Here is a 26,271-nt window from a genome sequence, read left to right on the forward strand (position 1 = left end):
AACTTGGTGGTGAGTTTGTCTTGGCGCATGAATGACTCCGGTTTCCCGGGCATGTGTAGGAGGTATCCCGGCGACGGCTACGAGTCTGCGCCGGGGAATTCGTGAATCAACTGATCGAGATCAATCCAACGTCCGGGCAGGCAGCCCCTTGCTGCGGCCCTGGCCTCCGCCCTGGCCCTCCCAGCGTGAAGCAAATCCGCCCAGGCCCGCGGGCGCAGTTGCTGGCGGAAATCGGTAGAACTCATCGTTGAGATACCTCGCGACTTCGGCCACGTCATCATCGCTCCAACCGAGCGCTGCGTCCGCCTGCCAGCGCCAGACTTGCGCTCTGAGGCTGGTCCAGTCGGTGGCGAGCTTTCTCTCTCGCCAATGAACCTGCTGGGTATGGCATGCGATGCAGTGCGTGGAGTACAGCAGCTCGCCGCGAGACTGCGCGAGGACCGGGAGCGACAGGCAGGCACCCAGCAGGGCCGTGACGCCCGCAAGAATCAGTTTGCGTGCCATGTGAGTTTCTCCTTCAGCATGTGAGGACGATGCTAGGCACCGCATCTGCAGTAACGGTTGACCTGCATCAAGCTTCGCTGCCCGCCGTGCGGGGAAGTGCAAATAGCACCAAAGTTTGATCTACCGCAAGAGCGCCACACGGGGCCGAAAGCACCATGGGGGCATTCGCTGTCGACGAGCGCAAGGGCCGATCGCCCGCGCCGCTTCACGATTTTTCATGTCGCACCGATGGAGGAACTCGATGAGCAAGGTCCTTGTGGTCGTCTATTCGCGCACCGGCACCTCGCGCCGACTCGCGGAGCAGCTTTGCAGCCGGCTGGGCTGGCAGCTGGCCGAGATCGTCGAGGAACGGCCGCGCAGCGGCATCCTGGGCGTCTTCCGATGCGTGCTGGATTCGCTCTTGCGACGGCGTCCTGCCATCCGCTATGACGGACCGTTCCCGAAGAACTTCGACGTGGTCGTCCTTGTGTCGCCGATCTGGCTCGGCCGATTGGCCGCACCGATGCGCAGCTTCGTCACCAGGCGGCGGGACCATCTGCCTGATCTCGCGGTGATTTCGGTCGCTGGAGGCACAGGCCAGTTTGCCGTGGCCGCCGAAATCGCCGATCTCGTCGGCGAAACGCCCATCGTCAGTACGACATTCACTGCTCGGGAGATCGACGACGGGACATGCGCCGGCCGGCTCCAGTTCTTCGGCGCGGCGCTCAACAGCGCCGAGGCGACTCATGCAGCCGCACGACGACACGTGCACCCGCCGAAGATGGCTGCCACCCGATCGACATGACGCCCATCCGCTCGATCCTGGTGCATGTCGACGGCAGTGCGCATGCCGAGGCGAGACTGCGATTCGCGCACCATCTGGCACGATTGCATGACGCCGTCCTCACTGCCCTGTTCGCAGTAGCACCCCAGTACCTGCCGCTGCTGCCGCTCAAGGGGGACACGCTGACCGGCCGCCTGGCCGGGCGGATCGATCCGGATCATCGCGCGCATGCGTACGAGCTTGTCGAGCGAGCGCGTTCATGGGGGGAAGTCGCAGTCGATTGGCTGGAGCTCCACGGCGAGCCGGTCATCCCGAGCTTCGCACGCCGTGCACTGTCGGCGGATCTCCTGGTGCTCGGCCAGCGCGACCCCAAGGATGCCGCCGGCCTCGACGTGCCCGGCGATTTCACGGAGGCGGTGATCATCGGTGGCGGCCGCCCGGCGCTCGTCGTCCCCTTCGCAGGCTCCGCCACGCCGGCACCAAAGACGGTCCTGGTCGCATGGAAATCGACGCCCGAATGCGCCCGCGCATTGGCCGCTTCCCTGCCCTTCCTGCGCGCCGCGAGCAAGGTCCACCTGGTCTGCGCGAGCGACAACGTCGACGAGGCGTTCCCGGCGCCCGTGGAACTGATCCCGTACCTCCACTTGCATGGCATCGATCACGTCCACGAGCACCGGCGGCTCGACGACAGCGGTGCCGGCCGGGCGATCCTTTCGCTGGCCTCCGGGACCGCCGCCGACCTGATCGTGATGGGGTGCTACGGGCACACGCGGGCACGCGAATTTGTGCTGGGCGGCGCATCGCGTGCCGTCCTCGATTCGATGAGCGTACCGGTGCTCACGGCGCATTGATGCCCTGGGTACGGCGGCATCACCGTGCTCCGTTTCAGGATGACACAAAGCATTGACAGACTGTTCCTCTTCGGTGCCGGGCGTTGACTGGGCTGCAAAGCGCAGCGCCTAGATTGAGATGGCGTCCCGGCAGAGTCCCGATTCCACCAGGCTCGGGGGCGTACGAGGAGACGGCCATGACATCGCATGCATCCACGGGTTGGGAACTCCGCTTCGACGCCCTGTTCGCCGGGCGCCGTGGATTCGTCTTTCCCTGCACCGTAGAGGGTCACGTGAACATGGACGCGCTGAGCGAGCGGGCGCTCAACAACTACCTGTATGCCCGCGCGATGATGGGGCGGGAGGTGACCTGGCCCAGCGTGTACCCGAGCCGGGTGCATTGAGCGTCTGTCAAGGGCTCTCGCCCGCATCGCTGTTTCAGCAGTGTCCATTGCGTTGGCGCAAGCCTTGCCGCGGCGTTCTATCGCACGCTGGGCGTTCCTATCGACCTCATCCAAGGAACGCACATGAAACCCACCACCATGCTGGTCCTGATCGCGATGGCCTTCAGCTCAGCGACATTTGCCGCGGACTACACCCAACCTGGGCAGCTGAGTCCTCCGCCCGGCCCTGTGAAGAAGCCCCGGGATGCCGCAAACAAGGCTGCGCGCGAGACAGAAGCCGCTGCGCGCCAGGCGGCCGACGACGCGAAGGCGGCCTTGCAAAGGAGCGAAGCTACCGCAGGCAAGATCTCGAAAGCTTTCGCCGAGGCCATCCGGCGAGCGGCGCGCAAGGCTGCGGAATCCGCGAGGCGCTTCGAGGAGAAGGCTTCTGCATACGCAAGCAAGGCGGGAGACGAAAGCCGTGAAGCCGCACGCGCCGCTGCGCAGGCGAGCAGCAAATCCGCGGCCGCCGCCCGTGAGGCATTCGCCAAGGCGGAGGACGCGTCCAAACGAGCCGTGTCATCGAGCAAGGAAGAAGCCGAGAAGGCGGCCGCAGAGACCCGTGAAGCGCTCAGGAAGGCGGAAGAAGTGACGCGTGCCGCGGCAAGCGCTGCCAAGGAGGCTGCGCTGCGACCCAGGAAGACGGACCGCCCTGCATCGCCTTCACCTGTGACCAAGTGAGGCAAAGTTCTTCGCGTTCAGCGCCTTGATCCAGCGCAACCAGCGGCGATTCCCTCGCAATGATCGCTCCGGTGTGCTCCGCGTTTGCGCACGATCAACCGGCGCCGTCGCGGCGGCGTCTACCGTGTGCCCCCAGGGCGACGCTTTCGTCGCGGCAAGAAGGAGATCCGCCACCATGACCGCCAAGAAGCTGCTTTTTCGGGAAGACGCGCGCGAGAAGATCCGCCGCGGCGTCGACACGCTGGCCGACGCAGTCAAGGTCACCCTCGGCCCTCGGGGGCGCACCGTCATCATCGACAGCGAGTACGGCCCGCCCCAGATCGTCAACTCCGGCGTCGTGGTCGCCAGGTCGATCGAACTGGAGGATCGCTTCGAGAACATGGGCGCGCAACTGCTGCGGGAGGTCGCGGCCCGTACCAGCGAAATGGCGGGCGACGGCACCACGACCGCCACCGTGCTGGCGCACGCCATGATCCAGGAGGGCCTGAAGTACCTCGCAGCCGGCATGAACCCGATGGACCTCAAGCGCGGCATCGACCTCGCCGTCGAGATGGTCGTAGGCGAACTGAAGGCGATCTCGCAACCCAGCACCACCTCGCAGGAGATCGCGCATGTCGCGGCCATCTCGGCGAACAACGACCGCTCGATCGGCGACCTGATTGCGCATGCAATGGACAAGGTGGGCCGCGAAGGCGCCGTCTCCATCGAGGACGGCTCCGGCCTGGTCAGCGAGCTCGAGATCGTCGAGGGGCTCCAGTTCGATCGCGGCTACCTGTCGCCCTACTTCGTCAACAACGCAGAGAAGCAGGCGGTGGTGCTGGAGAACGTGCTGATCGTCCTGTGCGACCAGAAGCTCTCCAGCTTCAACGACCTGGTCCCGCTGCTCGAGGAAGCGGCGAAATCGGGAGCGCCGCTGCTGGTGATCGCCGAGGACGTCGACGCCGATGCACTGGCCACGCTGGTCGTCAACAGCATTCGCGGCGTCGTGAAGACCTGTGCCGTGAAGGCACCCGGCTTCGGTGATCGCCGCAAGGCGATGCTGCAGGACATGGGCGTCCTCACCGGGGGGAAGGTCATCTCGAGCGAGCTCGGGCTGACTCTTGCAAAAGCGACCCTTGACAACCTCGGCCGCGCGCGGCGCGTGGTGATCGACAAGGACAGCACGACCATCATCGGCGGCGCCGGCGACTCGACAGCCATTCGCGACCGCATCGCCTCCATCCGCAAGGAGCGCGAGGCGCAGGCCAGCGAGTACGACCGCAAGCAGCTCGACGAGCGCATCGCCAAGCTGTCGGGCGGCGTGGCGCTGATCAAGGTCGGCGCAGCCACCGAAACCGAACTGAAGGAACGCAAGCTGCGCGTCGAGGATGCCCTGCATGCCACCCGGGCCGCGGTCGAGGAAGGCATCGTCCCGGGGGGCGGCGTTGCGCTGCTGCGCGCGCGCCGCTGCCTGGCAGACCTGACGCCCCCCAATCTGGACCAGGCCTCGGGCATCAAGATCGTGCAGCGCGCGCTCGAGGAGCCGCTCAGGCGCATCGTCGGCAACGCGGCCGACGAGCCGTCGATCGTGCTGGACAAGGTCGACGCGTCGACGCAGCGAAGCTACGGCTACAACGCCGCGACGCGCCAGTACGGCGACATGCTGGAAATGGGCGTGATCGACCCTGCCAAGGTGACACGCCTGGCGCTGCAGAATGCCGCGTCCATTGCCAGCCTGGTGCTGACCACGGACTGCATGGTCGCCAACGCGCCGAAGAAGGCGCCGGCAGACGCCCGCCCGGGTCTCGAACCCGACATGTATTGAGTCCCACGCCCGCCACGCCTGCTCGAATTCCCGCTCACGCAGGAGAGAACGATGATGCAATCCACTCCATCCGCCCCTTCGACCCCGCTCCCGGAGGCGGCCCTCCAGTTGCCCCTGAACGTCGTGGCCCTGATCCCGATGCGCAACCTCGTCATGTTCCCGCATGTCCTGACGGCCGTGACCGTGGGTCGTCCGAAGTCGATCGCTGCGCTCAAGCATGCGCTCGATGGCGTCGCGCAGATCGGCATCGTGCTGCAGAAGGACCCCGGCGAGAACGAGCCTGTGTTCGACGCGCTCCATGCCGTTGGCACCCTCGCGACGGTCGTCCATCACTTCGATCCCGAGGAGGGCCAGCATCATGCGGTGTGCCAGGGCATCCAGCGTTTTCGCATGATCGAAGCGGCCGAGGGCTATCCCTTCCTGGCGGCGAGGATCGAGCGCATCGAAGAACAAGTCGACGAATCGGCCGAGGCCGAGGCCCTGGCACTCCAGCTGCGCGAGCGGGCCATCGAACTCATGTCCTTCCTGCCCAGCGTGCCGCCCGAGCTGGTGCATGCCTTGCAGACGACCCGGGGCCCGTCGGCGCTGGCCGACATCACCGCGAGTGTGGTCGACGTCGAGGTCAACGAGAAGCAGGCACTGCTCGAGACGATCGCGCCGGCGGAGCGCGTCGCCATGCTCCTGAAGCTCTTGTCGCATCGTCTCCAGGTTCTGCGCCTCTCGAGAGAGATCGGCGAGCGCACCAAGGAACAGCTGGACGAGCATCAGCGCAAGTTCCTGCTGCGCGAGCAGATGAAGACGATCCAGCACGCGCTCGGCGAGGAGGGCGGCAATGCCGAGGAGATGAAGCGCCTCGACGAAGCGATTGCCAAGGCCGGGATGCCGGCCGAGGCAGAGGCTCACGCGCGCAAGGAGCTGGGCCGCCTGCGCAGCATGTCGGACGCTTCTGGCGAGTACTCGATGCTCAGAACCTACCTCGAATGGATGACAGAGCTCCCGTGGCGTGCCCCAGCCTTGGCGCCGATCGACCTTGGCGTTGCGCGCAGGACACTCGAGACCGATCACTTCGGACTCGAACGCGTGAAGCAGCGTATCCTCGAATTTCTCGCCGTGCGCAAGCTCAATCCCGAAGGCCGTGCGCCGATCCTGTGTTTCGTCGGGCCGCCCGGGGTCGGAAAGACCTCCCTCGGCCAGAGCATCGCGCGGGCGATCCAACGGCCCTTCGTCCGTGTTTCGCTCGGGGGCGTCCATGACGAGGCCGAGATCCGCGGCCACCGCCGCACCTATATCGGCGCCCTGCCCGGAAACATCGTGCAGGGGCTGCGCCGGGCCGGCGCCCGCGACTGCGTGATGATGCTCGACGAGGTCGACAAGCTCAACGCGAGCGCGCACGGCGATCCCTCGGCCGCGTTGCTCGAGGTTCTGGACCCCGAGCAGAACAACAGCTTCCGGGACAACTACCTCGGCGTGCCCTTCGACCTGAGCCGTGTGGTGTTCATTGCGACCGCCAACGTGCTCGACAACATACCCCCGCCGGTGCGCGACCGGATGGAGGTGATCGACCTTCCCGGATACACGCAGGAAGAGAAGCTGCAGATCGCGCAGACCTACCTGGTGCGCCGGCAGCGCGAGACCAACGGCCTGAAGGAAGACCAGTGCGAGCTGAGCGTCGGCGCGCTCGAAGCCATCATCGCGAACTACACGCGGGAGGCCGGCGTGCGGCAGCTCGAGCGCGAGATCGGCCGCACCATGCGCCATGCCGCGATGAAAGTGGCAGAAGGGGCGACCGAGAAGATCCGCATCGATGCGGCCGCGCTCGACACCATCCTGGGGCCTGCCAAGTACGAGCGCGAACTCGCTCTGCGCAGCAGCGTGACCGGCGTTGCCACCGGCCTTGCCTGGACGCCCGTGGGGGGCGACATCCTCTTCATCGAAGCGACCCGGGTGCCAGGCAACGGCAAGCTGAACCTGACGGGACAACTGGGCGACGTGATGAAGGAGAGTGCGCAGGCGGCGCTCACGCTGGTCAAGTCCCGTGGAGTCGATCTGCGCGTTCCGTCCGGTAGTTTCGACAACATCGACGTCCACCTCCACATTCCCGCGGGCGCCATACCGAAGGACGGCCCGAGCGCCGGCGTCGCCATGTTCATCGCGCTGGCGTCGCTGTTCACCGATCGCCCGGTGCGGCATGACGTGGCGATGACCGGCGAGATCAGCCTGCGGGGGCTGGTGCTGCCCATCGGCGGCGTGAAGGAAAAGGTACTTGCTGCCCAACGCGCCGGCATCGCCACCGTGCTGCTTCCGGCGCGCAACCTCAAGGACCTGCGCGACGTGCCGGAGAGCGTGCGCGCAAGCATGCAGTTCGTCGCGCTGGAAACGGTGGACGACGCGATGCGCGCAGCACTGGCCGAAGCCGGCGCACGCAAGGCGGCACCCGACCTGGTCCTGGTCTGAACGACGCCCCCGGCACCCGATCGTCAGCCGATCGTCAGCCGGCTTCGGCCCTCTTTGGCGGCTCGCCCCAGCGCATCTTCACAACGGCTTTCACGAAGCGCGCAAGATCGTCGTGCGCGAGTCCGTCGATGCCGGCTGCCCCGGGCACGGCCGCCTCCGCCGAACTCGCGGCACAGCTCGTGCGCGCCCCATGGCGCCGTCAGCGGTGCCCGGACGCTGACGACATAGCCCTTCTCCTTGGCTTTCAGCACTGCATGGGCACGCTCAGGCTCGGCATTCGCCAGCTCGTTCGCAAAAGAGCCGAGTACGCGCCGGCTCCAGGGCGCGTCGGGCAAGACATGCACACTGGCGACTGCCTCCCGGCACAGCGGCGGCACCAGGAACGCCCGCCGGAGATCACTCCGGCGCACATCATCCATGGCGTCGACAACGCCCTCGTGGGCGATCATGTCGCGGGGATCGGGGTAGCGCACCATGACGTCGAAAAGCCGCCGCGGAGCGATGAACACGTCGCGCTCTTCGTCGCCGTAGGCGTTGTAGTTGATCGCCTCGCCGAGGCGCTGCAGCAGGGCCCGGTCCCCGGCATCGAATTCGGCGCCGAGCGACAGGCGCTCGGCAGCCATCGGCAGATTGTCGCCATACGCGCCCACCACGGCCCAGGCCCGGAAGACACCGCCGAGATGGTGGTCGACGAGCAGGCTCGTGCAGACATCGCTCGCGCAGTCGATGTGCGCGTCGAGCAGGGGGTGGTCCGGAATGCGCTCGACCGCATGGTGGTCGAAGTAGCGGATGCGCACGCCCGCCTGGAGCAGACGAAGCAGGTCAGCTCCGTTGCGCTGCATCGACAGGTCGAATACGTTGACTTCATCGCCGGCCTTCGCATGCACCTTCGCCAGCAACGCGATGTCGTGCTTCAAGCCGGTCACCAGCGTTGCGGGCGATGGGTCATGGAGGCGCCATTGGACTGCCGCGCACAGGCCATCGGCATCGCCGTTGCAGATATCGAAGCGCTGCCGGCCCGGGACCATGAGAGGACTCCGGGCATCCACGCGATCCTCGACTGGCTCATCGATCATCCATACACCCCAGAACTTGCACCACGATAGCGCCGGGGCAATGCCTGTGCCTTGATGCAGCGCAACAGAGCGGCGGCTCCTGGAAGATGTGCCATCGGGGGCTCGTTGCTTGCGCACGATCAAACCTCGGCGCGACCGGCGGGCCTATTGTGCGGTAGCAGCCACCACATGGAGCATTCGATGCCTTGGTCACCCGACCGCTATCCCGCCTCGATGCGCAGCCTGCCACCCGTGGTGCGCCTGAAGGCCGTCGAGATCGCGAATGCCCTGCTCGCCGAAGGCTGCGACGACGGCAAGGCCATCCGGATCGGAATCGCGAAAGCCAAGGAATGGGCGCAGCGCCTCGGGGCGACGAACCGGGATGCCGCGGCCCAATGAGAGCACCCATCACATATGGAAGCGGATAAGACCAGCCCGGGAATGGAAGACCGGTTGCGCTGTCTCGAGGCGGCGCTCTCGCCAGACGGCGCCAGCGGTGTCGTGCGTCGCATCGAAACCCACATGTCCTGGCTCCTGATCGGCGAACGGCAGGTACTCAAGCTGAAAAAGCCGGTTTGCTATCCGTTCCTGGACTTCTCGACCGTTCAAGCGCGCGAACGCAATGCGCGGGAGGAGCTACGCCTCAATCGTCGACTTGCGCCGCACGTCTATCTTGGCCTGCTGGCGCTCCAGCAGGACGGTGGCTCGCTTCGCGCCGTTCCCGAGAACCGGCTGCCGGCACACGCCCGCATCGTGGACTGGGCGGTCGTCATGCAACGGCTGCCGGCACAACGCATGCTCGACCAGGTGATCGCACGCGCAGAGGTGCGCGAAGCGGACATCGATGCGGTTGCCGCCATCCTCGTGCCCTTCTACCGGAACGCGGCGCGCGCACAGGTCGGTGAGGTCGAATACGTCCAGCGCTTGCGGCGCGAGCTGAGCGACAGCCGCGAAGTGCTCGAGCGCCCCGAGTTCGGCCTGATCGGCGTGTGCAGGCTGAGCGACCGCATGGACCACGCCATCACGCGGCATGAAGGCCTGCTGCGCAAGCGCGTTGCCGAAGCCCGCATCGTGGATGGACACGGGGACCTGCGTCCCGAGCATGTTGCCCTGACCGAGCCGCCGGTCGTGATCGATGCACTGGAGTTCGACAGTCGTCTGCGCGAGGTCGATCCGTTCGACGAGCTATCCTTCCTCGGGCTTGAATGCGCGGTGGCCGGGGATTATTCGGTGGGTCCCGCACTCCGGGCGCGGCTGGCCCTGGCGCTGCAGGACGCACCTCCAGCGCAACTCCCCGTGCTCTACACCGCGCGGCGTGCCCTGTTGCGCGCGAGGCTGAGCGCCGCGCACCTGCTCGACCCCGCGGTGCGCACCCCGGGGAAATGGCTACCCCAGGCCTCCCGCTACCTGGTCCACGCAGCGGCTGCCCTGGACGGCCTGGAACGGTGCATGGATGCGTGAGTCCTGGTGTCTCCAGGCCGCATGGCTCGCGCTCAAGGCCTCTGCGAACATCGGCACGACGGACGCGACCTCGAGCCTGGCTCGCACCGGGCTGCCTTCCGGCAGGCGAAACGGCGGCACGCTGTCCGTGACGATCAGGCGCGACAGATCGTCGCACGCCAAGGTCTGCGACGCCTGGCCGACGAAGAGGCCGTGCGCCGCGCATCCGACCACCGCCTTGGCGCCCGCACGCCGCAATGCGCGAGCGGCGCGCTGCATGGTGTCGCCGGCAGCGATCAGGTCATCGAGCAGGAGGACGTTCGCGCCTGCCACGTCGCCGGCCACCAGTTCGCCCCCGCTCACCACGCCGGCGCTGCGGCGCTTGTCGACCATCGCGAAGCGCACCGGCTCGCGCAAGTGCGCCTCCAGCGCTTCCCGCCACAGCAGCGCACGCTTGACACCCCCGGGGTCGGGCGACGCCACCGCGATCGGTCCCTGTCGGGACATTTCCCGCGCCATCGGCCGGAACGCATGGTGAGCAGAGAGATGGATCGTGGGGCAGCGAAAGGCATTCTGCAAAGCGGAGGCGTTGTGCGCCTCCAGCACGATGAGCTGTGTCATACCCGCCGACTCCAGCCATTGCGCCACGTAACGCAGCCCCAGTGGGTCGTATGGCTTGGTCCGAAGATCCTTCCGCGCGTAGGCGAGGTATGGAACGACGGCTGTCACGCGCGCGGCGCCATGGTCCTTCAACGTGCCGATGAACATCAGGAGGCGACAGAGCTTGTCGTGGGGGCTGTCCAGCGGTCCGCCATGCAGGCTCAGCACCACGTACGCATCGGCGCCGCAAGGATCCAGCAGCGGTCGCAGCTTGCGCTCGCCGTCGTCGAACACCCGCTCCTCGTGCGGTGACAGCGGCACATTCAGCGCATCGGCGAGCGTGCGTCCAAAAGGATTGCCGGGCTCGAGCGAGAAGATGAGCATGAAGGAAGTCCTCGGCGCACTACCTTGGGACGCCCGCCGGCATTCAGAGCACCTCGATCGCCAACGCGATGCCCTGGCCACCGCCGATGCACAGCGTCACGACGCCGCGCCTGAGCCCGTCGCGGCTCATCGAGTGGATCAGCCGCGTGGCCAGCACCGCGCCGGTGGCGCCGATGGGATGGCCATGGGCAATGGCGCCGCCCTCGACGTTCACCACTTCTTCCGCGAAACCGAGTTCGCGCATGCACGCCAGCGTGATGGCGGCGAAGGCTTCGTTGATCTCCACGCGTTGGACCTCGCTCGCGGTCCATCCAGCGCGCGCCAGGGCCTGGTTGACCGCAGGCACGGGCCCAAGGCCGAAGAAGGCAGGCTCCACGGCGCCGATCCCGTAGGACACGAGCCGTGCCATGGGCTTGAGAAAGTTCTTCTCGGCCCATTGACGCTCGGCGACGAACATCGCCGCGGCCCCGGAGTTCAGGCCCGGCGCGCTGCCGGCGGTGATGGTTCCATTTTTGCGGAACGCCGGCTTCAGCCGCGCCAGCGACTCGGCCGTGGTATCGGGACGGTTGTGCTCGTCCTTGCCGAACCGCGCCGGACCCTTGCGCGTCTCCACCTCGACCACTGCGATCTCTGCATCGAAGCGGCCTGCGGCCTGCGCCGCCGAGAAGCGTTCCTGGGAGCGAAGGGCCCATCGGTCCTGATCCTCGCGAGTGATGCCGCGGGCCTCGACCAGCTCTTCGGTGTGCCATCCCGAGTGCTGGCCGCTGAACGCGTCGTTCAAGCCATCGCGCAACATGCTGTCGAACAAGGTGACATCGCCCATGCGCGCACCCCAGCGGCCCTGCGGCAGCAGGTAGGGCGCGCGATCCATGTTCTCCATGCCGCCGGCGACGGCGCAGTCGACCATGCCGGACCACACCTCCAGCGCTGCGCTGACGATGGCCTGGGCCCCTGAACCGCAGACGCGGTTGACCGTCAGTGCGGGCACCTCGACCGGCAGTCCCGCCGCAATGCCGGCCTGGCGCGCCGGGTTCATCTTCACGCCTGCCTGGATGACATTGCCCATCACCAGGGTCTGCACCTTGTCCGCAGGCAGGCCGGACAACCTGAGGGCTTCCCGCAGTACCACCGCGCCGAGGTCGGGGGCTGCCACATCCTTGAGGCTGCCGCCGTAGGTGCCGATGGCGGTGCGAACGGGATGGCAAAGAACAATGTCGCGATGGGTCATGCTCTACTCCTGGTGTCGATGTGGTGCAAGGCTAGGCTCATGCCTCTTCGTGCGTATTGATCGACATCAAGCCGCCGGGATCGCCAAGACGCCCAGGCGGCTTCGACGGCACTAGAGGTGCTCGCAGCAGGGCCTGGTCGAATGTCGGTGCGTGCGGCAGGCTGCCTGGTGGCTCGCCATGACGCTTCGGCAGCCTCGTGCGCGGCTTGTGCTGCCGCACGATGGGCCTGGAATGCGATCTTCAATGCGTCGCGAGCCCCACGCGCAGCGCTCCTTGCTTCCGGCCGGCTCGGTTCGGCGGCTCGGCGGGCCGCTGCGCTTGAAATCTCGAGCGCCCTGCCGGATGCGATGGAAGCCTTCTCGCTCGCCTCCATGGCGATGTTCGCCTTCGCTCGACTCTCGCCGGTCGCTCGAAGAGCCGAAAGCAGGGTCTTCTCCCGAGCATGACGGGCAGATTCGTGGGCCTTGCGCGCTGCTCGAAGCGTCGCCTCTGTGGCGCGCACGGAAGCACTCCTCGAGGACTGCTCGGCCTTCTTCAGCGCGTTGCCGGCATCCTTGGAAGCCTTCCGCGCGGCAGTCGCCGCATCGAGGGCGGACAAATATGCAGCGTTGCGCGACGCCACCTCAGGTGGGTCCATCGGCATTGCGGCACCTTCCCTGGCGAGGCAAGGGACGCTCAGGGCCAGCCAGACGAGCGGGAGCGCGGCGCGCGCGAGCATACCGAGGTTCCTTGTCCAGACGCTGCAATCTTGAGCTTTCATGCGACACCAGCGTAGCCCCGCCACTGTCGCGGGCCTTTGACCTGGCGCAAGGCTCGGTGCGCCCGTGCACGCGAGCATGGCGCCATGCCAGTGACCAGCGACACCCATCTGGCGGCCCAGCGAGCGCAGCCGCCCCATCGTCCTTCTCCGTTCGGCGCCGATGCCTATGCGCCGACGGAGATCGCCGCGCGCGTGCGTGACCTCGGCGTAGCCAAGGCCCGCCTGCCATGGGCGACGCAGGCGATGCTGGGCGTCCTGGCCGGTGCCTTCATCGGCTTCGGGGCGTTGATGTTCACGCTGGTCGCCAGCGACGCATCCCTCGGCTTCGCCGTCTCGCGGCTCCTCGGCGGGCTCGCCTTTTCGCTCGGTCTGCTACTGGTGATGGTGGCCGGCGCGGAGCTGTTCACCGGCAACCACCTGATAGCGATGGCGTGGGCAAGCGGTGCGGTAGGCAGCGGGGAGCTGCTGCGCAACTGGGTGGTGGTCTGCCTGGCCAACCTGGTCGGGGCCGCCGGGCTCGCGCTGCTGGTGTTCTTGTCCGGGCATGCCTCGATGAACGGCGGCGCAGTGGCCGCCGCCGCGGTACGTATCGCCACTGCCAAGTCCGAGGTGCCGATCGGCGAACTGTTCTTTCGCGGCGTACTCTGCAACGTGCTCGTGTGCATGGCAGCCTGGATGGCCATGGCGGGCCGCAGCGTGGCCGACAAGGCGGTGGCGATCGTCTTTCCGATCACTGCGTTCGTCGCGGCCGGGTTCGAGCATTCGATCGCCAACATGTATTTCTTCCCGTTGGCGATGCTGCTGGGCGCGCCGCTGACCATGCTGGATCTGCTGCACAACCTGGGACCGGTGATCGCCGGCAACCTGGTGGGCGGCAGCGTGCTTGTCGCCCTGGTCTATTGGACGATCTACCTGCGCCCGGAACGACGTTGAGCCATGAGGTACTCGATCACATCCGTGAGCGTGACGAGACGCGCGTAGTCCGACTCCGGTATGTCCACACCGAATTGCGCGCTCAGGGCGACCAGGAAGTTGAGCCAATCCATCGAATCCAGGTCGATCTGACGGCGCAGGGGACGCTTCCAATCGACCGTGGCCGGATCGAGCTCGGGCGCGATCGGACGCAGCAGCGAGAGCACGGTCTCGCCGAGCGCGTGGGCGTCATCGTTCATGGGGTTCCTCCTTGGGCGGCGCCGTCCGCGTCCGATGCCAGGGCCTGCGGCTGCTGCAGCAAGTCGCGCAGCTCGGCAAGGAACAGCGCCCCGCGATGCCCGTCCGACGCGCGATGGTCGGCCGCCAGCGTGGCGCGCAGGACGGGCAGCACCCGAACGGCGCCGTCCTGCGCCCAGGGACGCATGGCGACGCAGCCAAACCCCACCAGGGCGACCTGCGGGGGGTAGATCACGCCGAAGACAGTCTCCACGCCCTGGTCGCCAAGATTCGTGACGGTGATCGTCGGATCGGACATCTCCGAACTGCGCAGCGACCCCGAACGGGCACGCCCAACCAGGTCGTTGAGCTCGATCATCAACGCGTCCAGCGACTTGTTGCCGACATCGTGGATGGCAGGGGCCACCAGCCCGCCGCCGCGCAGCGAGATCGCCACGCCTGCGTGCACCGCGGTGCCCGGCAGGAACACGCCGTCGCGGTAGAAGCCGTTCAACTCGGGCGTTCTGCGCAACGCAACGGCCGCTGCCTTGAGCAGGAGCACCGCCGGAAGCATCCGATCGGCGAGCGCCACGCGCTCGTTGCGCCTCTGCAGCCACGCCAGCGCGTTCTCCATCGGGATCGGCTCGGAGAGGTAGTAGTGCGGAATCTCGCGCTTCGAGCGGCTCATCGCTGTGGCGATCGCCTTGCGCATGTTCTGGTTGCGCTCGGCCGGCGATGCCTCGGGACGGGGCGCAGCTGAAGCGGCCTCGCCGGCATGGGCGGCGGCCTCGATGTCTGCCACGGTCACCGATCCCTGGACACCCGTACCCCTCACCTCGTCGGCGACGATGCCGAGTTCGTGAGCGCGTTTGCGCGCGGCCGGCGATATTGGGCGGCGCAGCACCGGGGCGGCCTGCCCGCTCGCCGCCTCCCCGGGCTCCAACAGGGTGGCCATGGCGGTACCGACCGCGATCTTCTGGCCGGGCTCGACCAGCAGCTGCGCCACCACACCTTCCTGCCAGGCTTCCACATCGACAGCGGCCTTGGACGTGTCGACCACGGCAATCACCTGACCCCGCTTCACGAGGTCGCCAGGCTTGACATGCCACTTCAGCAAGGTGCCTTCGTCCATGTCGGCGCCCAGGGAAGGGAGTTCGAACCGGATCATGGCGCGCGCCCCATCAACGTTTTCACCGCCAGGATGACCTTCGCGGCCTGTGGCAATGCGGCCTCTTCGAGATGCTGGGCGTAGGGGATCGGCACTTCCTCGCTGCACACGCGCGCCGGCGGCGCATCCAGGTCGAAGAAGGCCTGTTCGCCGATGCGCGCCATCAGCTCGGCAGCCAGGCTGCCCGAACGCCAGCCCTCGTCGATGATGACGGCTCGCCGGCACTTGCGCACCGAGGCCATCACGGTCGCATCGTCGAGCGGCCGCAGCACCCGCAGATCGACCACTTCCGCGTCGATGCCGTCGAGGCTCAGTGCCTGTGCCGCCTGCATCGCCTTCGGCAGCGATCCGCCATAGGTGATCAGGCTGACGTCGGTGCCGGCGCGCCTCACCTTGGCGCTGCGAATGTCGACGCGGGAATCGTCGTCGAACTCGCCTTCCATGTTGTAGAGCTGCACATGCTCGAAGAACAGCACCGGGTCCGGGTCGGCGAGCGCCGCCGCAAGCATGCCGCGAGCGTCCTCCACCGTGGCGGGAGCGAGCACACGGATGCCGGGGATGTGCGCGTACCAGCCTTCGAAACTGTGCGAATGCTGCGCTGCCACCTGGCGGCCCGCGCCGGTGGCCATGCGGATCACCAGCGGCACCGAGAACTGCCCGCCCGACATGTGGTGCATCAGCGCGGCGCAGTTGACGATGGGATCGAGCGCCAGCAGACTGAAGTTGACCGTCATTAGCTCGACGATCGGCCGCATGCCGCCCAGCGCCGCGCCGACCCCGGCGCCGACGAAAGCCAGTTCGGACAGGGGCGTGTCGCGCACGCGCTCGGGCCCGAATTCCTCGAGCAGGCCCTTGGACACCGCGTAGGTGCCGCCGTAGAGTCCCACGTCCTCGCCCATGAGGAAGACGCGGGGGTCTTGCCGCAGCGCTTCACGCAGGGCTTCGGCCAGTGCTTGCCGGTAGCTGATGGTGCGGACTGTCACGAGTGCTCCTCGCGCGTGAGCACATCCTGCAACAGCTCTTCGACCGGCTCCCAGGTTCCAGCTTCGGCGAACACCACGGCATCGTCGACCTCCCTCTGCGCCCTCGCGTCGATGGCCAGGAACTCGTCCTCGTCCAGGGTGCCCTGCGCTTTCAGGCGCGCGGTGTACGTATGGATCGGTCCTCGGGTCTTCCACGCTTCCACCTCGCTCTTGCTGCGATACAGCTCGGCGTCGAACATCGAATGGGCGCGAAAGCGGTAGGTCCGGAACTCGATGAACATGGGCCCACCGCCGGCGCGAACCTCGGGGGCGGCGCGCTTCGCAGCCTCGTGGACCGCCACCACGTCCATCCCGTCGACGGCCAGGGTCCGCATCCCGTACGACGCCGCCTTCACGCACAGGTCGGTCTGCGATTCGGAACGCGCCAACGCCGTCCCCATGGCGTAGAGGTTGTTCTCGCAGCAGAACAGCACGGGCAACTTCCACAAGGCCGCGAGGTTCATCGACTCATGGAAGGCACCTTCGGCGACCGCCCCTTCCCCCAGGAAGCAGGCCGTCAGTGCGGTGCGCCCCGAGAGCTTGTCGGCCAGGGCCAGACCGACCGCCAGCGGCAGCCCGGCGCCGACGATGGCCTGGCCGCCGAAGAAGCGGGTCGCCCGGTCGAACAGGTGCATCGAGCCGCCGCGGCCACGCGAGCAGCCCTCCTGCTTGCCGTACATCTCCGCCATGATGGGCCCCATGCCGACGCCGCGCAGCAGTGCATGGCCGTGCTCGCGATAGGTGGCGACGATGTTGTCGTCGGCTTCGAGCGCATGCATCGCGCCGGTGGCCACGGCTTCTTCGCCGATGTAGAGATGCAGGAAGCCGCGGATCTTCATCCTGCCGTACAGCTCGGCGCATTTCTCTTCGAGGCGACGGATGCGCAGCATGTCGGCGAGCATCGTCAGGCAGAAGGGCTTGCCCCAGGGTACGGGGCCGGTGGGGGGCGCAGGCACGCCTGTGTCGTTCATGCGCCGCCCTCCAGCGTGGAGGTATCTCCCTCGGGCAGCCCGAGCTCGCGTGCCTTGAGCAGGCGTCGCATGATCTTGCCGCTGCGGTTGCGCGGCAGGGTCGCAAGAAAGTCGATCTCCTTGGGGGCGACGGCCGCGCCGAGGCGCCTGCGCGCGTGTGCGAGGAGGTCCATGCGCAGCGCCTCGCCGGGCGCATGGCCGGCCTTGAGCGAGACGAAGGCCTTCACCGTCTCGCCGAGCAGGGCATCGGGCTTGCCGATCACGGCAGCCTCCGCCACCGCAGCGTGCTCCATCAGCGCGCTTTCGACCTCGAACGGGCCGATCAGATGTCCGGCGGACTTGATGACGTCGTCCGCGCGGCCTACGAACCAGAAGTAGCCGTCGGCATCGCGCCGGGCCAGATCGCCCGTGAGATAGAAGCCGCCGGCAAAGCACCTGCGGTAGCGGGCCTCGTTGTTCAGGTAGCCCCGGAACATCGATGGCCACCCGGCGCGCAGGGCCAGCTCGCCTTCGACGTCCGGCTCGTCGACGACCCGTACCCGGGGCTCCTCGCCCTCCACGTCCAGATGCTCGACGATGCGGGCATCGATGCCCGGCAGCGGGCGCCCCATCGAACCCGGCTTGATGTCGAAAGCCGGGGTGTTGGCGATCATGATCCCGCCGGTCTCGGTCTGCCACCAGTTGTCGTGGATGGGCAGGCCCAGCGCCTCCTTGCCCCACCAGACGGCCGCCGGGTTGAGCGGCTCGCCCACGCTGGCCACGAAGCGCAGGTCAGGATAGGCGTGGCGCCGCGCCTGCGCCACGCCGGACTTCATCAACATGCGGATCGCCGTGGGTGCCGTGTACCAGACGCTGATGCGTTCCTGCTCGAGCAGGCCGTACCAGCGCTCGGCATCGAATTCCTCGACATCGACCAGCGAAGTCACGCCCAGCAGGAGCGGAGCGATGATGCCGTACGAGGTTCCGGTCACCCAGCCAGGATCGGCGGTGCACCAGAAGCGGTCCTCGGGATGGAGGTCGAGCGCGTAGCGCGCAGTGGCGCGGTGGGCGACCACGGCGCCATGCACATGCTGTGCACCCTTGGGCGCGCCGGTGGTGCCGCTGGTGAAGTGCAGGAGCGCAGGGTCTTCAGGCAAGGTCGCCGCGGTTTCGAACGCGTCAGGAGCCGCGGCGAGCAGCGCGCCGAGGTCGAGCGTGCCGGGTTCGGCGGTGGCGCCGCCCTCCTCCGCGATCAGCAGGACGTGCCGCAGCGACGGCAGCTGTGCGCGCCACTGCTGCAGCTTTCGGCGGTACAGCCCGTCCGTGGTCACGAGCACCTGGCCTTCGCCGATGCGGATGCGCGTGGCGATGGGCTCCGGGCCGAAGGCCGAGAAGAGCGGTGTCACCACGGTGCCGTTCTTCAGTGCGCCGAGCACGGCGACATAGAGTTCCGGGATGCGCCCGGCGAGCACGAACAGGCGATCGCCCTTGCCGATGCCGAGCTGGCGCAGCACATTGGCAAAGCGGTTGGTCCGGCGCGCGAGTTCGCCATAGCTCAGGTCCAGCGGCGCCGCGTCGCGCGACACGAAACGCAGGGCTGTCCGATCCTTCAGGGGGCCGCCCGCATGGCGATCGACAGCCTCGAAGCCCATGTTGAGACCGCCGCCGGGAAGGCCCTGGAGTTCGGATCGGGCCGCATCCCAGCTGAAGGCGCGGCATTCGGCGTCGTAGTCCAGCAGGTTCGGCAGCACGCGGCGATCCCGGGCAGTCTTGCGGATGAGTGAGGAACCTTCCATGGTGTCTCCTGGCACGCAGTCTGCGCGGCTGCGTCGGCCGGCCGCTTGCGACAGATCAAGAATCAGGCGGCTCGGCGCACTCCGTCACAGCCCGAACGGATAGGTCTCCGGCAGTCCTTCGATGGTTTCCGTGTCCAGGGGCTTGACGGCGTGCGTCTGGTCGAACCAGATGTATTCGTCGAACTGCCGCGGCAGGACCGCCTGGAAGTAATGGCTCTGCAGTTCCGTCTCGGGGCGGTACAGCACGCCGATGGCCCGTTCCAGCCGCGGCTGCGACAAACCGTCCAGCAGGCGCGCGGATGCGGGGGCGCGCAGGGGAAGAATGAAGTTCGGGACCTCCGCCTCGTGGCACAGGCGTTCATAGCTGCCGGCGAGGGAGGGCCGGATCGTCTTGGCTTCCATCGGCCCGTCCCACTCGGTGGCTGCCGCCACCGTGCCGCTGTCCGTGCCGAAGCCGATCAGGCAGGCCGCACTGCCGAACGCCTGCCGGCACAGCTGGCCGATGTTGTGCTCGCCGCGTCGCGACATCTCGGTGGCCCTCGCATCGCCGATATGGGAGTTGTGCGCCCACACGATGGCCTTGCTGGCGGGTCCGTGAAAACTCAGCAGGTCCTTCAGCGTCTCGAACATGTGGCTGTCACGCAGGTTCCACGATGCGCGCGAGCCGTAGTACATGGTCCGGTAGTAGCGCTCCGCGTTGGCGACCAGCCGTGCGTTCTGCACCGCATCGAGAAAGCGCTCGCCGTCGCGCCCCGTGTAGATCCGCTGCCGGTGCAGCAGATCGCCGAGCATCGAGACCACCTCCTGCTCGCAGCTTCGGTACCTTGGGTTCAACGCCGCGTAGCCGTAGCTGGCGGGATCGGACTGCCACGGCGTCAGGCAGCCGTAGCGCTGTCGTGCGATACCGGCGGTCGGCGGATCGACGTCCTCGAGGTAGCCGACGACCGAGTGGATCGAGTTGTACAGGCTGTAGAGGTCGAGACCGTGAAACGCCACCCGGTCGGCCGCGTCGATACCTGCATTGTGGTCGCGCAGCCAATCGACGAAGTCGCGCATCTCCCGGTTGCGCCACATCCAGGCCGGGAAGCGGGCGAACGCCGTCCAGTTCGCCGGACGATGCCGCCCGTGGCGCACGTAGCGGTCGATGCGAGCCGCATCGGGCCAATCCCCTTCGATGGCGATGAAGTTGAAGTTCTTGCGCAGGATCAACTCGCGCGAGATCTGCTCTCGCATGCGATAGAACTCCGACGTGCCGTGCGTCGCCTCGCCCATGAGCACCACGCGGGCGTCTCCGATGCGCTCCAGTAGCGGGCCGAGATCCGCCGAGCCCACCGCGTCGAACCGTTCGCAGCCCGCTGCGATGGCCTTCGCCAGGATCGAATCCGGGGACCCGGGCGCGCTGCGCCCGTCTCGACGGGCCGGGATTCGCCGCGACCCGGCGTCGAAAGCGGCAACCCGCACGTCGGCAATGTCCTCGGTCCGGAATTCGTCTTCCGACACTCGCGTCACGCGGACTAGTTCTCGAACGGCCGGATCGATGCCCACCGACATGACGAGCCGGCCCCCGATCGCCAGTTGCTGCCCCAGCGCCTGCGGCACGTGCGGGCCGGGAGCATTCACCATGATGGCATCGAAGGGCGCATGGTGCTCGAAGCGCTGGCTCACGTCGCCGTGAAGGACGTGCACGTTGGTGCAGCCCAGTGCCATGAGCGCGCTCGCCGCCTTGGCCGCGGTCGTCCCGCTGGTCTCCACGGTACAGACACTGCGCGCCAGGCGCGAAAGCACGGCGGTCGCATAGCCGGTGCCGGTGCCGATTTCCAGCACCTTCGCGCGATCGTCGATCGAGAGGGCTTCGGCCATGACCGCGACCAGGTAGGGCTGCGGGATCGTCTGTTCCGCATCGACCTGCAGCGCCGAGTCGTCGTAGGCAAACTCGCGCAACGGCTCCGGCACGAACATGTGCCGCGGCACCGCGCGCATCGCCTCCAGGACGTTGGGATCTCGCACGCCCCGCCCGGCGATCTGGTCGTCGACCATGGCAGCACGAAGCTGAATGAAGTCGATCTGCGTCATGTCCGCTGCCATACAGGCCTCCTTGGCTCACCCCTTCACTCTACGCATGGCTGCCGTCCAAGACCTTGCGCCAGCGCAACGGAACCGGCCGTCGACCGCGTATGGTGTCCAGGATGGAACAGGGGTCGGACATCGATGTCGCGCCAACCGCGCCGGGCAGACCCGACGTGACACCGGAGCGCCTGGCGTTGGTGATCCAGGCCTTGGTGCATGAACTGCGCGGCGGCGAAACAGCGCCCCCCGATCTGGACGACGACCTGCAGCGCACGCTCGGCATCGACAGCCTGGCGCGCATGGAATTGATGCTTCGGCTCGAACAGGCGTTCGACGTGCGCATGCCCGAAGCCGCGATGCAGGCCGCGCAGACGCCGCGCGACCTGTGGCGCGCACTGACGGCAGCCGCACCGCGCAGCAGCATCCGTCCGCCAACGCCCGCCAAGGCTGGCTCGTCGCCGCCCTCCCTTGGCGCGGCCGATTTCCCGGTCCAGGCGAAGACCTTGATCGACGTCCTGCAGTGGCATGCCGACAAGCGCGGCAAGCTGCGCCATGTCGCACTGCTGGCCGGCGACCAGCCGCCACAGGAGCTCGACCACACCGCCTTGCTCGAGCACGCACGCACGATGGCTGCGGCGCTCCAGCGGCTGGGCGTCGCGCCTGGCGAGGCGGTGGCACTGATGCTGCCCACAAGCCTGGCGTTCCTGGAATGCTTTATGGGCATCTTGCTGGCGGGCGGCGTGCCAACCCCGATCTACCCCCCATTTCGCGCTTCCCAGATCGAGGATCATCTGCGCCGCCAGGCCAACATCCTCGCCAACGCCCAAGCGGTGCTGCTGGTCAGCGATGAACAAGCGCTGCCGGCGGCACGCATACTGCGCGCGGGCGCCCCCGAACTGCGTGCAGTGGTGACCGTGGATCGATTGCGCGCCTCGGACGGGCCATGGCATCCCGTGCCTCGCGGCCCACGAGACACGGCACTGATCCAATACACGTCGGGCAGCACCGGCCAGCCCAAGGGCGTCGTGCTGACGCATGCGAACCTCCTGGCCAACATCCGGGCCATGGGCCAGGCCATGAAAGCAGGGCCGGACGACGTGTTCATCAGCTGGCTGCCGCTGTACCACGACATGGGCCTCATCGGCGCATGGCTTGGCAGCCTCTACCACGGCGTACCGTTGGTGCTGATGTCGCCGCAGGACTTTCTCGGGCGGCCATCGCGTTGGATACGCGCGATCAGCGAGCACCGCGGCACGGTCACCGCGGCACCGAACTTCGCCTACGAGATCCTTGCCACCAAGGTGCCGGACGACGAACTGCAGGGCTTGGACCTGAGTTGTTGGCGGGCTGCAATGAACGGCTCGGAACCGGTGCATGCGGCGACGCTGGATCTGTTCCGCCAACGTTTCGGGCCATTCGGCTTCGACCGGCGCGCCATGATGCCCGTCTACGGGCTCGCCGAAAGCGGCGTGGGACTGGCCTTTCCCCCGCTGGACCGAGGGCCGAGGATCGACGTCATCGATCGGCAGGCGCTGCACGAAAAGGGATGCGCCGAACCCGTTGACGCCGTGCGGCCGGGTGCAATGCAGGTGGTGGGCTGCGGGATTGCGCTGCCCGGCCATGAACTGCGCGTCGTGAACGAGCACGGCGCGGAACTGCCCGACAGGCAAGAGGGGCGGATCGAGTTCCGCGGCCCGTCGGCGACGCAAGGCTACTTCCGCAATCCGGAAGGCACGAAGGCGTTGTTCGACGGCGACTGGCTGGATTCGGGCGACGTCGGCTATGTGGTGGACGGCGAGGTCTTCCTCACCAGCCGCGCGAAGGACCTCATCATCCGTGGCGGCCACAACATCCATCCCTATGACCTGGAGGAAGCGGTGGGCGCTTTGCCGGGTGTCCGGCGCGGCTGCGTCGCGGTGTTCGGGGCGGCCGATCCTCACAGCCGCAGCGAGCGGGTGATCGTGCTGGCGGAGAGCCACACCGATGTCCCGGCTTCCCGGGCAGCGCTGCGCGACCGGATCGCGCAGCTGTCGATCGAGGTCCTGGGCCTGCCCGCCGACGACATCGTGCTGGCGCCGCCACACACGGTCCTGAAGACGTCCAGCGGCAAGATCCGGCGCGCTGCGTGCCGCAGGCTGTATGAGCAGGGCGAGCTGGGCCGGTCGGAACGCGCCGTCGCGTGGCAGCTGGCGCGCCTGTGGCTGGACGCCCTGCAGCGGCGGTGGCGCGAGTCCGTGCGCCGGGATGCCTCTGTGCTCTTCGCGGTCTGGTTGTGGACAGTCTTCGGCATCGGGGCCGCCCTCGGTGCAGCCGCGGCGCTGCTACCCGCACCGGCAGTGCGCAAACGAGTGGCGCGTGCCATCGCCCGCGCCGGCTTGAGCGTCTCGGGGCTGCCGATCCATGTCGAGGGCCAGGCGACCCTGCAGAACGCCCCCGGGATCATCGTCGCCAATCATGCGAGCTACCTCGACTGGCTGCTGCTGACCGCAGTGCTGCCAGCCCGCGCATGCTTCGTGGCGAAGCGCGAGCTCGCACAGTCCGCTCCCTTGAAGTGGGTGCTCGAACGCATGGGCGTGCGATTCGTGGAGCGCGACGACGTGCACGCCAGCGTCGAGGACGCCAGGCGCCTGGAGCAGGCGGCCAAGGCGGGCGAGAGCCTTGTCTACTTCCCCGAGGGGACGCTCGCCCGTGCGCCGGGCCTGCGGCCGTTCCACATGGGCGCCTTCGTCGCCGCGACGGGGGCGGGCCTTGCCGTCGTGCCGGTCAGCTTGCGCGGAACGCGGTCGGTGTTGCGCGACGGATCGTGGCGGCCGCGCCGTGGCCCGATCGCGGTGGTGGTGCACGACCCGCTGCGTGTAGAGGGCAATAACTGGTCGGACGCGGTGCATCTGCGGGACAAGGCCCGCGAGCAGATCGCGCGAGGTTGCGCGGAACCTGTGGTGGCGGGATGAGCCGCGGGTCGTGCCCCGTCACAGCATGTGCTCCGGAAAGAGCCTGCCCAGCAGGCCGGCGATGAGCCGGCGCCAGCCGCTGGCCAAGGGCTCGCTGGCATAGCGCACCGGCTTGCCGTCCGCCAGGCCATGCCAGACGACCTGCGCGGCGCCGCTGGCGTCGGGCTCGGCAAGCTCGACTCGGTATGCCTGGCCGAGAACGGCCGACTCCGCAAACAAGTCTCCGAGTTGCCGACCCAGCGTATCGCTCTCGATCAGCGCCGCGATCTCGGTGTTTGCAGAACGCGAGCGCGGGTCCAGGTTCATGGATCCGATCAGCACCCATCGCTGGTCGACCACGATGGCCTTGGCGTGCAGGCTGGCTCCGGACGACAGGCCGGGGCGCGCGCTGCCCGACGCCGGCAGGGTCGGCAGAAATTCGTGCAGTTCGACACCGCATGCCAACAGTCGCGGCCGGTAGCGGGCATAGCCCGAATGAACAAGTGGAACGTCGGTGGACGCGAGGGAATTGGTGAGCACCCTGACACGCACGGATCTCCGGGCCAGCCCGCAAAGTACCGCAACGCCGCGCTCGCTCGGGATGAAATAGGGTGAGACCAGGAGGACCTCCCGACGCGCTGCCTCGACGATCGGCCGCGTCGCTGCAGCGATATGCCCGACCTCCGTATCGCCGGCCTTCGACTTGGCCGGGCTGTCGTAGAGGGCTCTTGCTGGCGCGGTGACGAGCACCAGCTTGCCGCCGCGCACCTCGCGCCAGAAGTCCAGGGCCCGCAAGCGCTGCACATAGTCCGTTTCGCGAAAGCGCTCCGCATGTGCCTCCATCTCGGCGTACAGCCGCTGCGCCTCTGCAGCCTGCGGCGGCTCACCCAGGAATGCTTCGACCGGGATGGCCGACTCGCTGTTCCAGTACTCGTCGAAGCTGCGCGATACCTGTGCCACGAGGGGTCCGGCAGCCAGTACGTCGAGGTCTGCGAAATCGCCCGACCTGCGCACGTTGAAATAGGCGTCGCCGAGATTTCGCCCACCCATCACGACCACCGCGTTGTCGGCGATCCAGAGCTTGTTGTGCATGCGGCGATTCAGGCGCGCCCCGTCACCCAGGAAGTCCAGCCACTGGAGCAAGCCGAGGGGACCGCGATGCGCAAAGGGATTGAACACCCTGACCTGCACGTTGGCATGCGCCGCCAGCGTCGCAAGGTCGCGATCCCGGCCGGCCGCATACAGGTCATCGATGAGCAAGCGGACCCGCACGCCACGCTTCGCCGCGCGCAACGCCCGGTAGAGCAGCATCGTGGCCGTGGTGTCCCGAGCGACGACGTAGTACTGCAGGTCCAGCGAACGCTGCGCCGCATCCGCCAGCGCGGCACGTGCCGCAAAGGCATCTTCGCCTGACACCAGCAGGCGGAACCCCGATTCGCCGCCCGACTTCGGCATCTGGTCCGCGAAGGCGCGGCCCAGGAAGGTCTGCTGCGCACCGTCGATGGCATACGACGCGGGGCGCGGCACCTCCCTCGGCAGCAGCGCGCAGCCAGCCGCGAGCGCGACGGTCGCGAGCATGACCATTCGGCGGACTGTCCCCAGGCTGATGCACAGGCGCTCCATGGATTGCATGCTTGCATTGCGCGGCGCTCCGGGCCTTGCGCTTCGTCAAGGCACACGGGAGCGATCGTCCAACCCTTGGGTCGCCCCAAGGCACGTTGTTGATCCAGCGCAAACGTGGGCGGCGCCCTCGTATCAAGAATGGGCCACATGCACCCGAGGACATCCCCCATGAACACTCGCAGATCCGCCTTTCTTGTCGCCGCCGCGCTGATTGCCCTGCAAGGCGCATCCGGACCTGCGCTTGGTACCCCGTTGCCCGTGCTCGCACCGGGCGCGCATGCCAGCGGAGGCGTCAGTTACGAGGGCCAGCAGGAAATGCAGGCGAACCAGGACTTGTACAACCTGCGCCTGACTTTCGCCGAGGCCCAGACAGGCGCCTACCTCGCAGGCGTGACCGTCATCATCGAGCCCGCGAACAAGAGCGCGCCATTGGGCCCGTTCACGGACTGCGGTCCCCTCTTCTACGTCGCATTGAGTCCCGGCGTCTACCGCGTCGTCGCGAGCTACGCGGGGCTCACGCGCTCCAAGACCATCCGCGTGGGCAAGACAGCCACGCAGGCCACCCTCTACTGGCCCGCCGCCAGCGAACTGTGAGACATCGATCCGCCCCCACCTCTCA

Annotated in this window: 22 protein-coding genes; 11 read left to right on the top strand and 11 right to left on the bottom strand. The window is 67.6% G+C overall.

Annotated features, from left to right (window positions below; translation table 11 throughout):
* Positions 1-120 precede the first annotated feature (120 nt).
* On the bottom strand, positions 121-504 hold the full coding sequence (locus tag APY03_RS29850) for a hypothetical protein (protein ID WP_068682764.1): 384 nt from the start codon (positions 502-504) through the stop codon (positions 121-123).
* Between the two features lie 241 nt (positions 505-745).
* Here APY03_RS29850 and APY03_RS29855 point away from each other — a divergent pair, with 241 nt between their 5' ends.
* From APY03_RS29855 to lon, 6 genes are all read left to right on the top strand, one after another.
* Positions 746-1,288 carry a flavodoxin family protein gene (locus APY03_RS29855; RefSeq protein WP_068682766.1) on the top strand — a complete coding sequence of 181 codons (543 nt, stop codon included), beginning with the start codon at positions 746-748 and terminating at the stop codon, positions 1,286-1,288.
* A complete protein-coding gene (locus APY03_RS29860) occupies positions 1,285-2,118 on the top strand; it encodes a universal stress protein (protein ID WP_083944647.1) in 834 nt (277 codons plus the stop codon). The genes APY03_RS29855 and APY03_RS29860 overlap by 4 nt, the downstream gene beginning before the upstream one ends.
* A 176-nt stretch (positions 2,119-2,294) precedes the next feature.
* The gene (locus APY03_RS29865; RefSeq protein ID WP_068682768.1) at positions 2,295-2,501 is read left to right on the top strand and encodes a hypothetical protein; all 207 of its coding nucleotides are present in this window, start codon (positions 2,295-2,297) and stop codon (positions 2,499-2,501) included.
* 123 nt (positions 2,502-2,624) lie between these two features.
* Positions 2,625-3,221, top strand: a complete 597-nt coding sequence (locus APY03_RS29870; protein ID WP_068682770.1) for a hypothetical protein — start codon at positions 2,625-2,627, stop codon at positions 3,219-3,221.
* Positions 3,222-3,396: 175 nt separating this feature from the next.
* Entirely contained in the window at positions 3,397-5,025 is a 1,629-nt protein-coding gene (groL, locus tag APY03_RS29875; RefSeq protein WP_068682772.1) for a chaperonin GroEL, read from the top strand.
* 54 nt (positions 5,026-5,079) lie between these two features.
* Positions 5,080-7,479: an endopeptidase La gene (gene lon / locus APY03_RS29880; protein WP_068682850.1), complete on the top strand. Its 2,400-nt coding sequence runs from the start codon at positions 5,080-5,082 to the stop codon at positions 7,477-7,479.
* Positions 7,480-7,502: 23 nt separating this feature from the next.
* On the opposite strand, the gene APY03_RS29885 is transcribed toward lon, so the two are convergent.
* Positions 7,503-8,405 (bottom strand): hypothetical protein, encoded by a 903-nt coding sequence (locus APY03_RS29885; RefSeq protein WP_443082854.1) that lies wholly within the window; start codon positions 8,403-8,405, stop codon positions 7,503-7,505.
* 330 nt (positions 8,406-8,735) lie between these two features.
* Here APY03_RS29885 and APY03_RS29890 point away from each other — a divergent pair, with 330 nt between their 5' ends.
* Together APY03_RS29890 and APY03_RS29895 are read left to right on the top strand one after the other, a co-directional pair.
* Positions 8,736-8,933 (top strand): hypothetical protein, encoded by a 198-nt coding sequence (locus tag APY03_RS29890; RefSeq protein WP_068682774.1) that lies wholly within the window; start codon positions 8,736-8,738, stop codon positions 8,931-8,933.
* Positions 8,934-8,948: 15 nt separating this feature from the next.
* A complete protein-coding gene (locus APY03_RS29895; protein WP_068682776.1) occupies positions 8,949-9,995 on the top strand; it encodes a hypothetical protein in 1,047 nt (348 codons plus the stop codon).
* Here the strand turns inward: APY03_RS29895 and APY03_RS29900 are convergent.
* On the bottom strand, positions 9,921-10,958 hold the full coding sequence (locus APY03_RS29900; protein ID WP_068682778.1) for a ribose-phosphate diphosphokinase: 1,038 nt from the start codon (positions 10,956-10,958) through the stop codon (positions 9,921-9,923). The genes APY03_RS29895 and APY03_RS29900 overlap by 75 nt on opposite strands.
* Positions 10,959-11,001: 43 nt before the next feature.
* Positions 11,002-12,186 (bottom strand): thiolase family protein, encoded by a 1,185-nt coding sequence (locus tag APY03_RS29905; RefSeq protein WP_068682780.1) that lies wholly within the window; start codon positions 12,184-12,186, stop codon positions 11,002-11,004.
* A gap of 845 nt (positions 12,187-13,031) precedes the next feature.
* Between APY03_RS29905 and APY03_RS29915 the strand changes: the two genes are divergently transcribed.
* Complete coding sequence (locus tag APY03_RS29915; RefSeq protein ID WP_068682784.1) at positions 13,032-13,880, top strand: formate/nitrite transporter family protein; 849 nt, start codon at positions 13,032-13,034, stop codon at positions 13,878-13,880.
* On the opposite strand, the gene APY03_RS29920 is transcribed toward APY03_RS29915, so the two are convergent.
* From APY03_RS29920 to pcm, 6 genes are all read right to left on the bottom strand, one after another.
* Complete coding sequence (locus APY03_RS29920; RefSeq protein WP_068682786.1) at positions 13,856-14,119, bottom strand: acyl carrier protein; 264 nt, start codon at positions 14,117-14,119, stop codon at positions 13,856-13,858. The two genes, APY03_RS29915 and APY03_RS29920, sit on opposite strands and share 25 nt — an antisense overlap.
* Positions 14,116-15,264 (bottom strand): dihydrolipoamide acetyltransferase family protein, encoded by a 1,149-nt coding sequence (locus APY03_RS29925; protein ID WP_068682788.1) that lies wholly within the window; start codon positions 15,262-15,264, stop codon positions 14,116-14,118. Before APY03_RS29925 ends, APY03_RS29920 begins: the two co-directional genes overlap by 4 nt.
* The gene (locus APY03_RS29930; protein WP_068682790.1) at positions 15,261-16,247 is read right to left on the bottom strand and encodes an alpha-ketoacid dehydrogenase subunit beta; all 987 of its coding nucleotides are present in this window, start codon (positions 16,245-16,247) and stop codon (positions 15,261-15,263) included. The genes APY03_RS29925 and APY03_RS29930 overlap by 4 nt, the downstream gene beginning before the upstream one ends.
* Positions 16,244-17,257, bottom strand: a complete 1,014-nt coding sequence (gene pdhA / locus APY03_RS29935; protein WP_068682792.1) for a pyruvate dehydrogenase (acetyl-transferring) E1 component subunit alpha — start codon at positions 17,255-17,257, stop codon at positions 16,244-16,246. The genes APY03_RS29930 and pdhA overlap by 4 nt, the downstream gene beginning before the upstream one ends.
* Positions 17,254-19,032, bottom strand: coding sequence for an acetate--CoA ligase (gene acsA, locus APY03_RS29940; protein WP_068682794.1), 1,779 nt, complete (start codon positions 19,030-19,032; stop codon positions 17,254-17,256). Before acsA ends, pdhA begins: the two co-directional genes overlap by 4 nt.
* Positions 19,033-19,116: 84 nt before the next feature.
* Positions 19,117-21,117 carry a protein-L-isoaspartate O-methyltransferase gene (gene pcm, locus APY03_RS29945; RefSeq protein WP_068682796.1) on the bottom strand — a complete coding sequence of 667 codons (2,001 nt, stop codon included), beginning with the start codon at positions 21,115-21,117 and terminating at the stop codon, positions 19,117-19,119.
* A gap of 101 nt (positions 21,118-21,218) precedes the next feature.
* Between pcm and APY03_RS29950 the strand changes: the two genes are divergently transcribed.
* A complete protein-coding gene (locus APY03_RS29950) occupies positions 21,219-24,050 on the top strand; it encodes an AMP-binding protein (protein WP_083944649.1) in 2,832 nt (943 codons plus the stop codon).
* A gap of 18 nt (positions 24,051-24,068) precedes the next feature.
* On the opposite strand, the gene APY03_RS29955 is transcribed toward APY03_RS29950, so the two are convergent.
* Positions 24,069-25,661 (bottom strand): phospholipase D family protein, encoded by a 1,593-nt coding sequence (locus APY03_RS29955; protein ID WP_083944650.1) that lies wholly within the window; start codon positions 25,659-25,661, stop codon positions 24,069-24,071.
* A gap of 159 nt (positions 25,662-25,820) precedes the next feature.
* Between APY03_RS29955 and APY03_RS29960 the strand changes: the two genes are divergently transcribed.
* Positions 25,821-26,246, top strand: a complete 426-nt coding sequence (locus tag APY03_RS29960) for a hypothetical protein (protein ID WP_146039696.1) — start codon at positions 25,821-25,823, stop codon at positions 26,244-26,246.
* Positions 26,247-26,271: the final 25 nt, after the last annotated feature.

It is taken from the genome of Variovorax sp. WDL1, assembly GCF_001541225.1.
Classification (GTDB): domain Bacteria; phylum Pseudomonadota; class Gammaproteobacteria; order Burkholderiales; family Burkholderiaceae_C; genus Variovorax.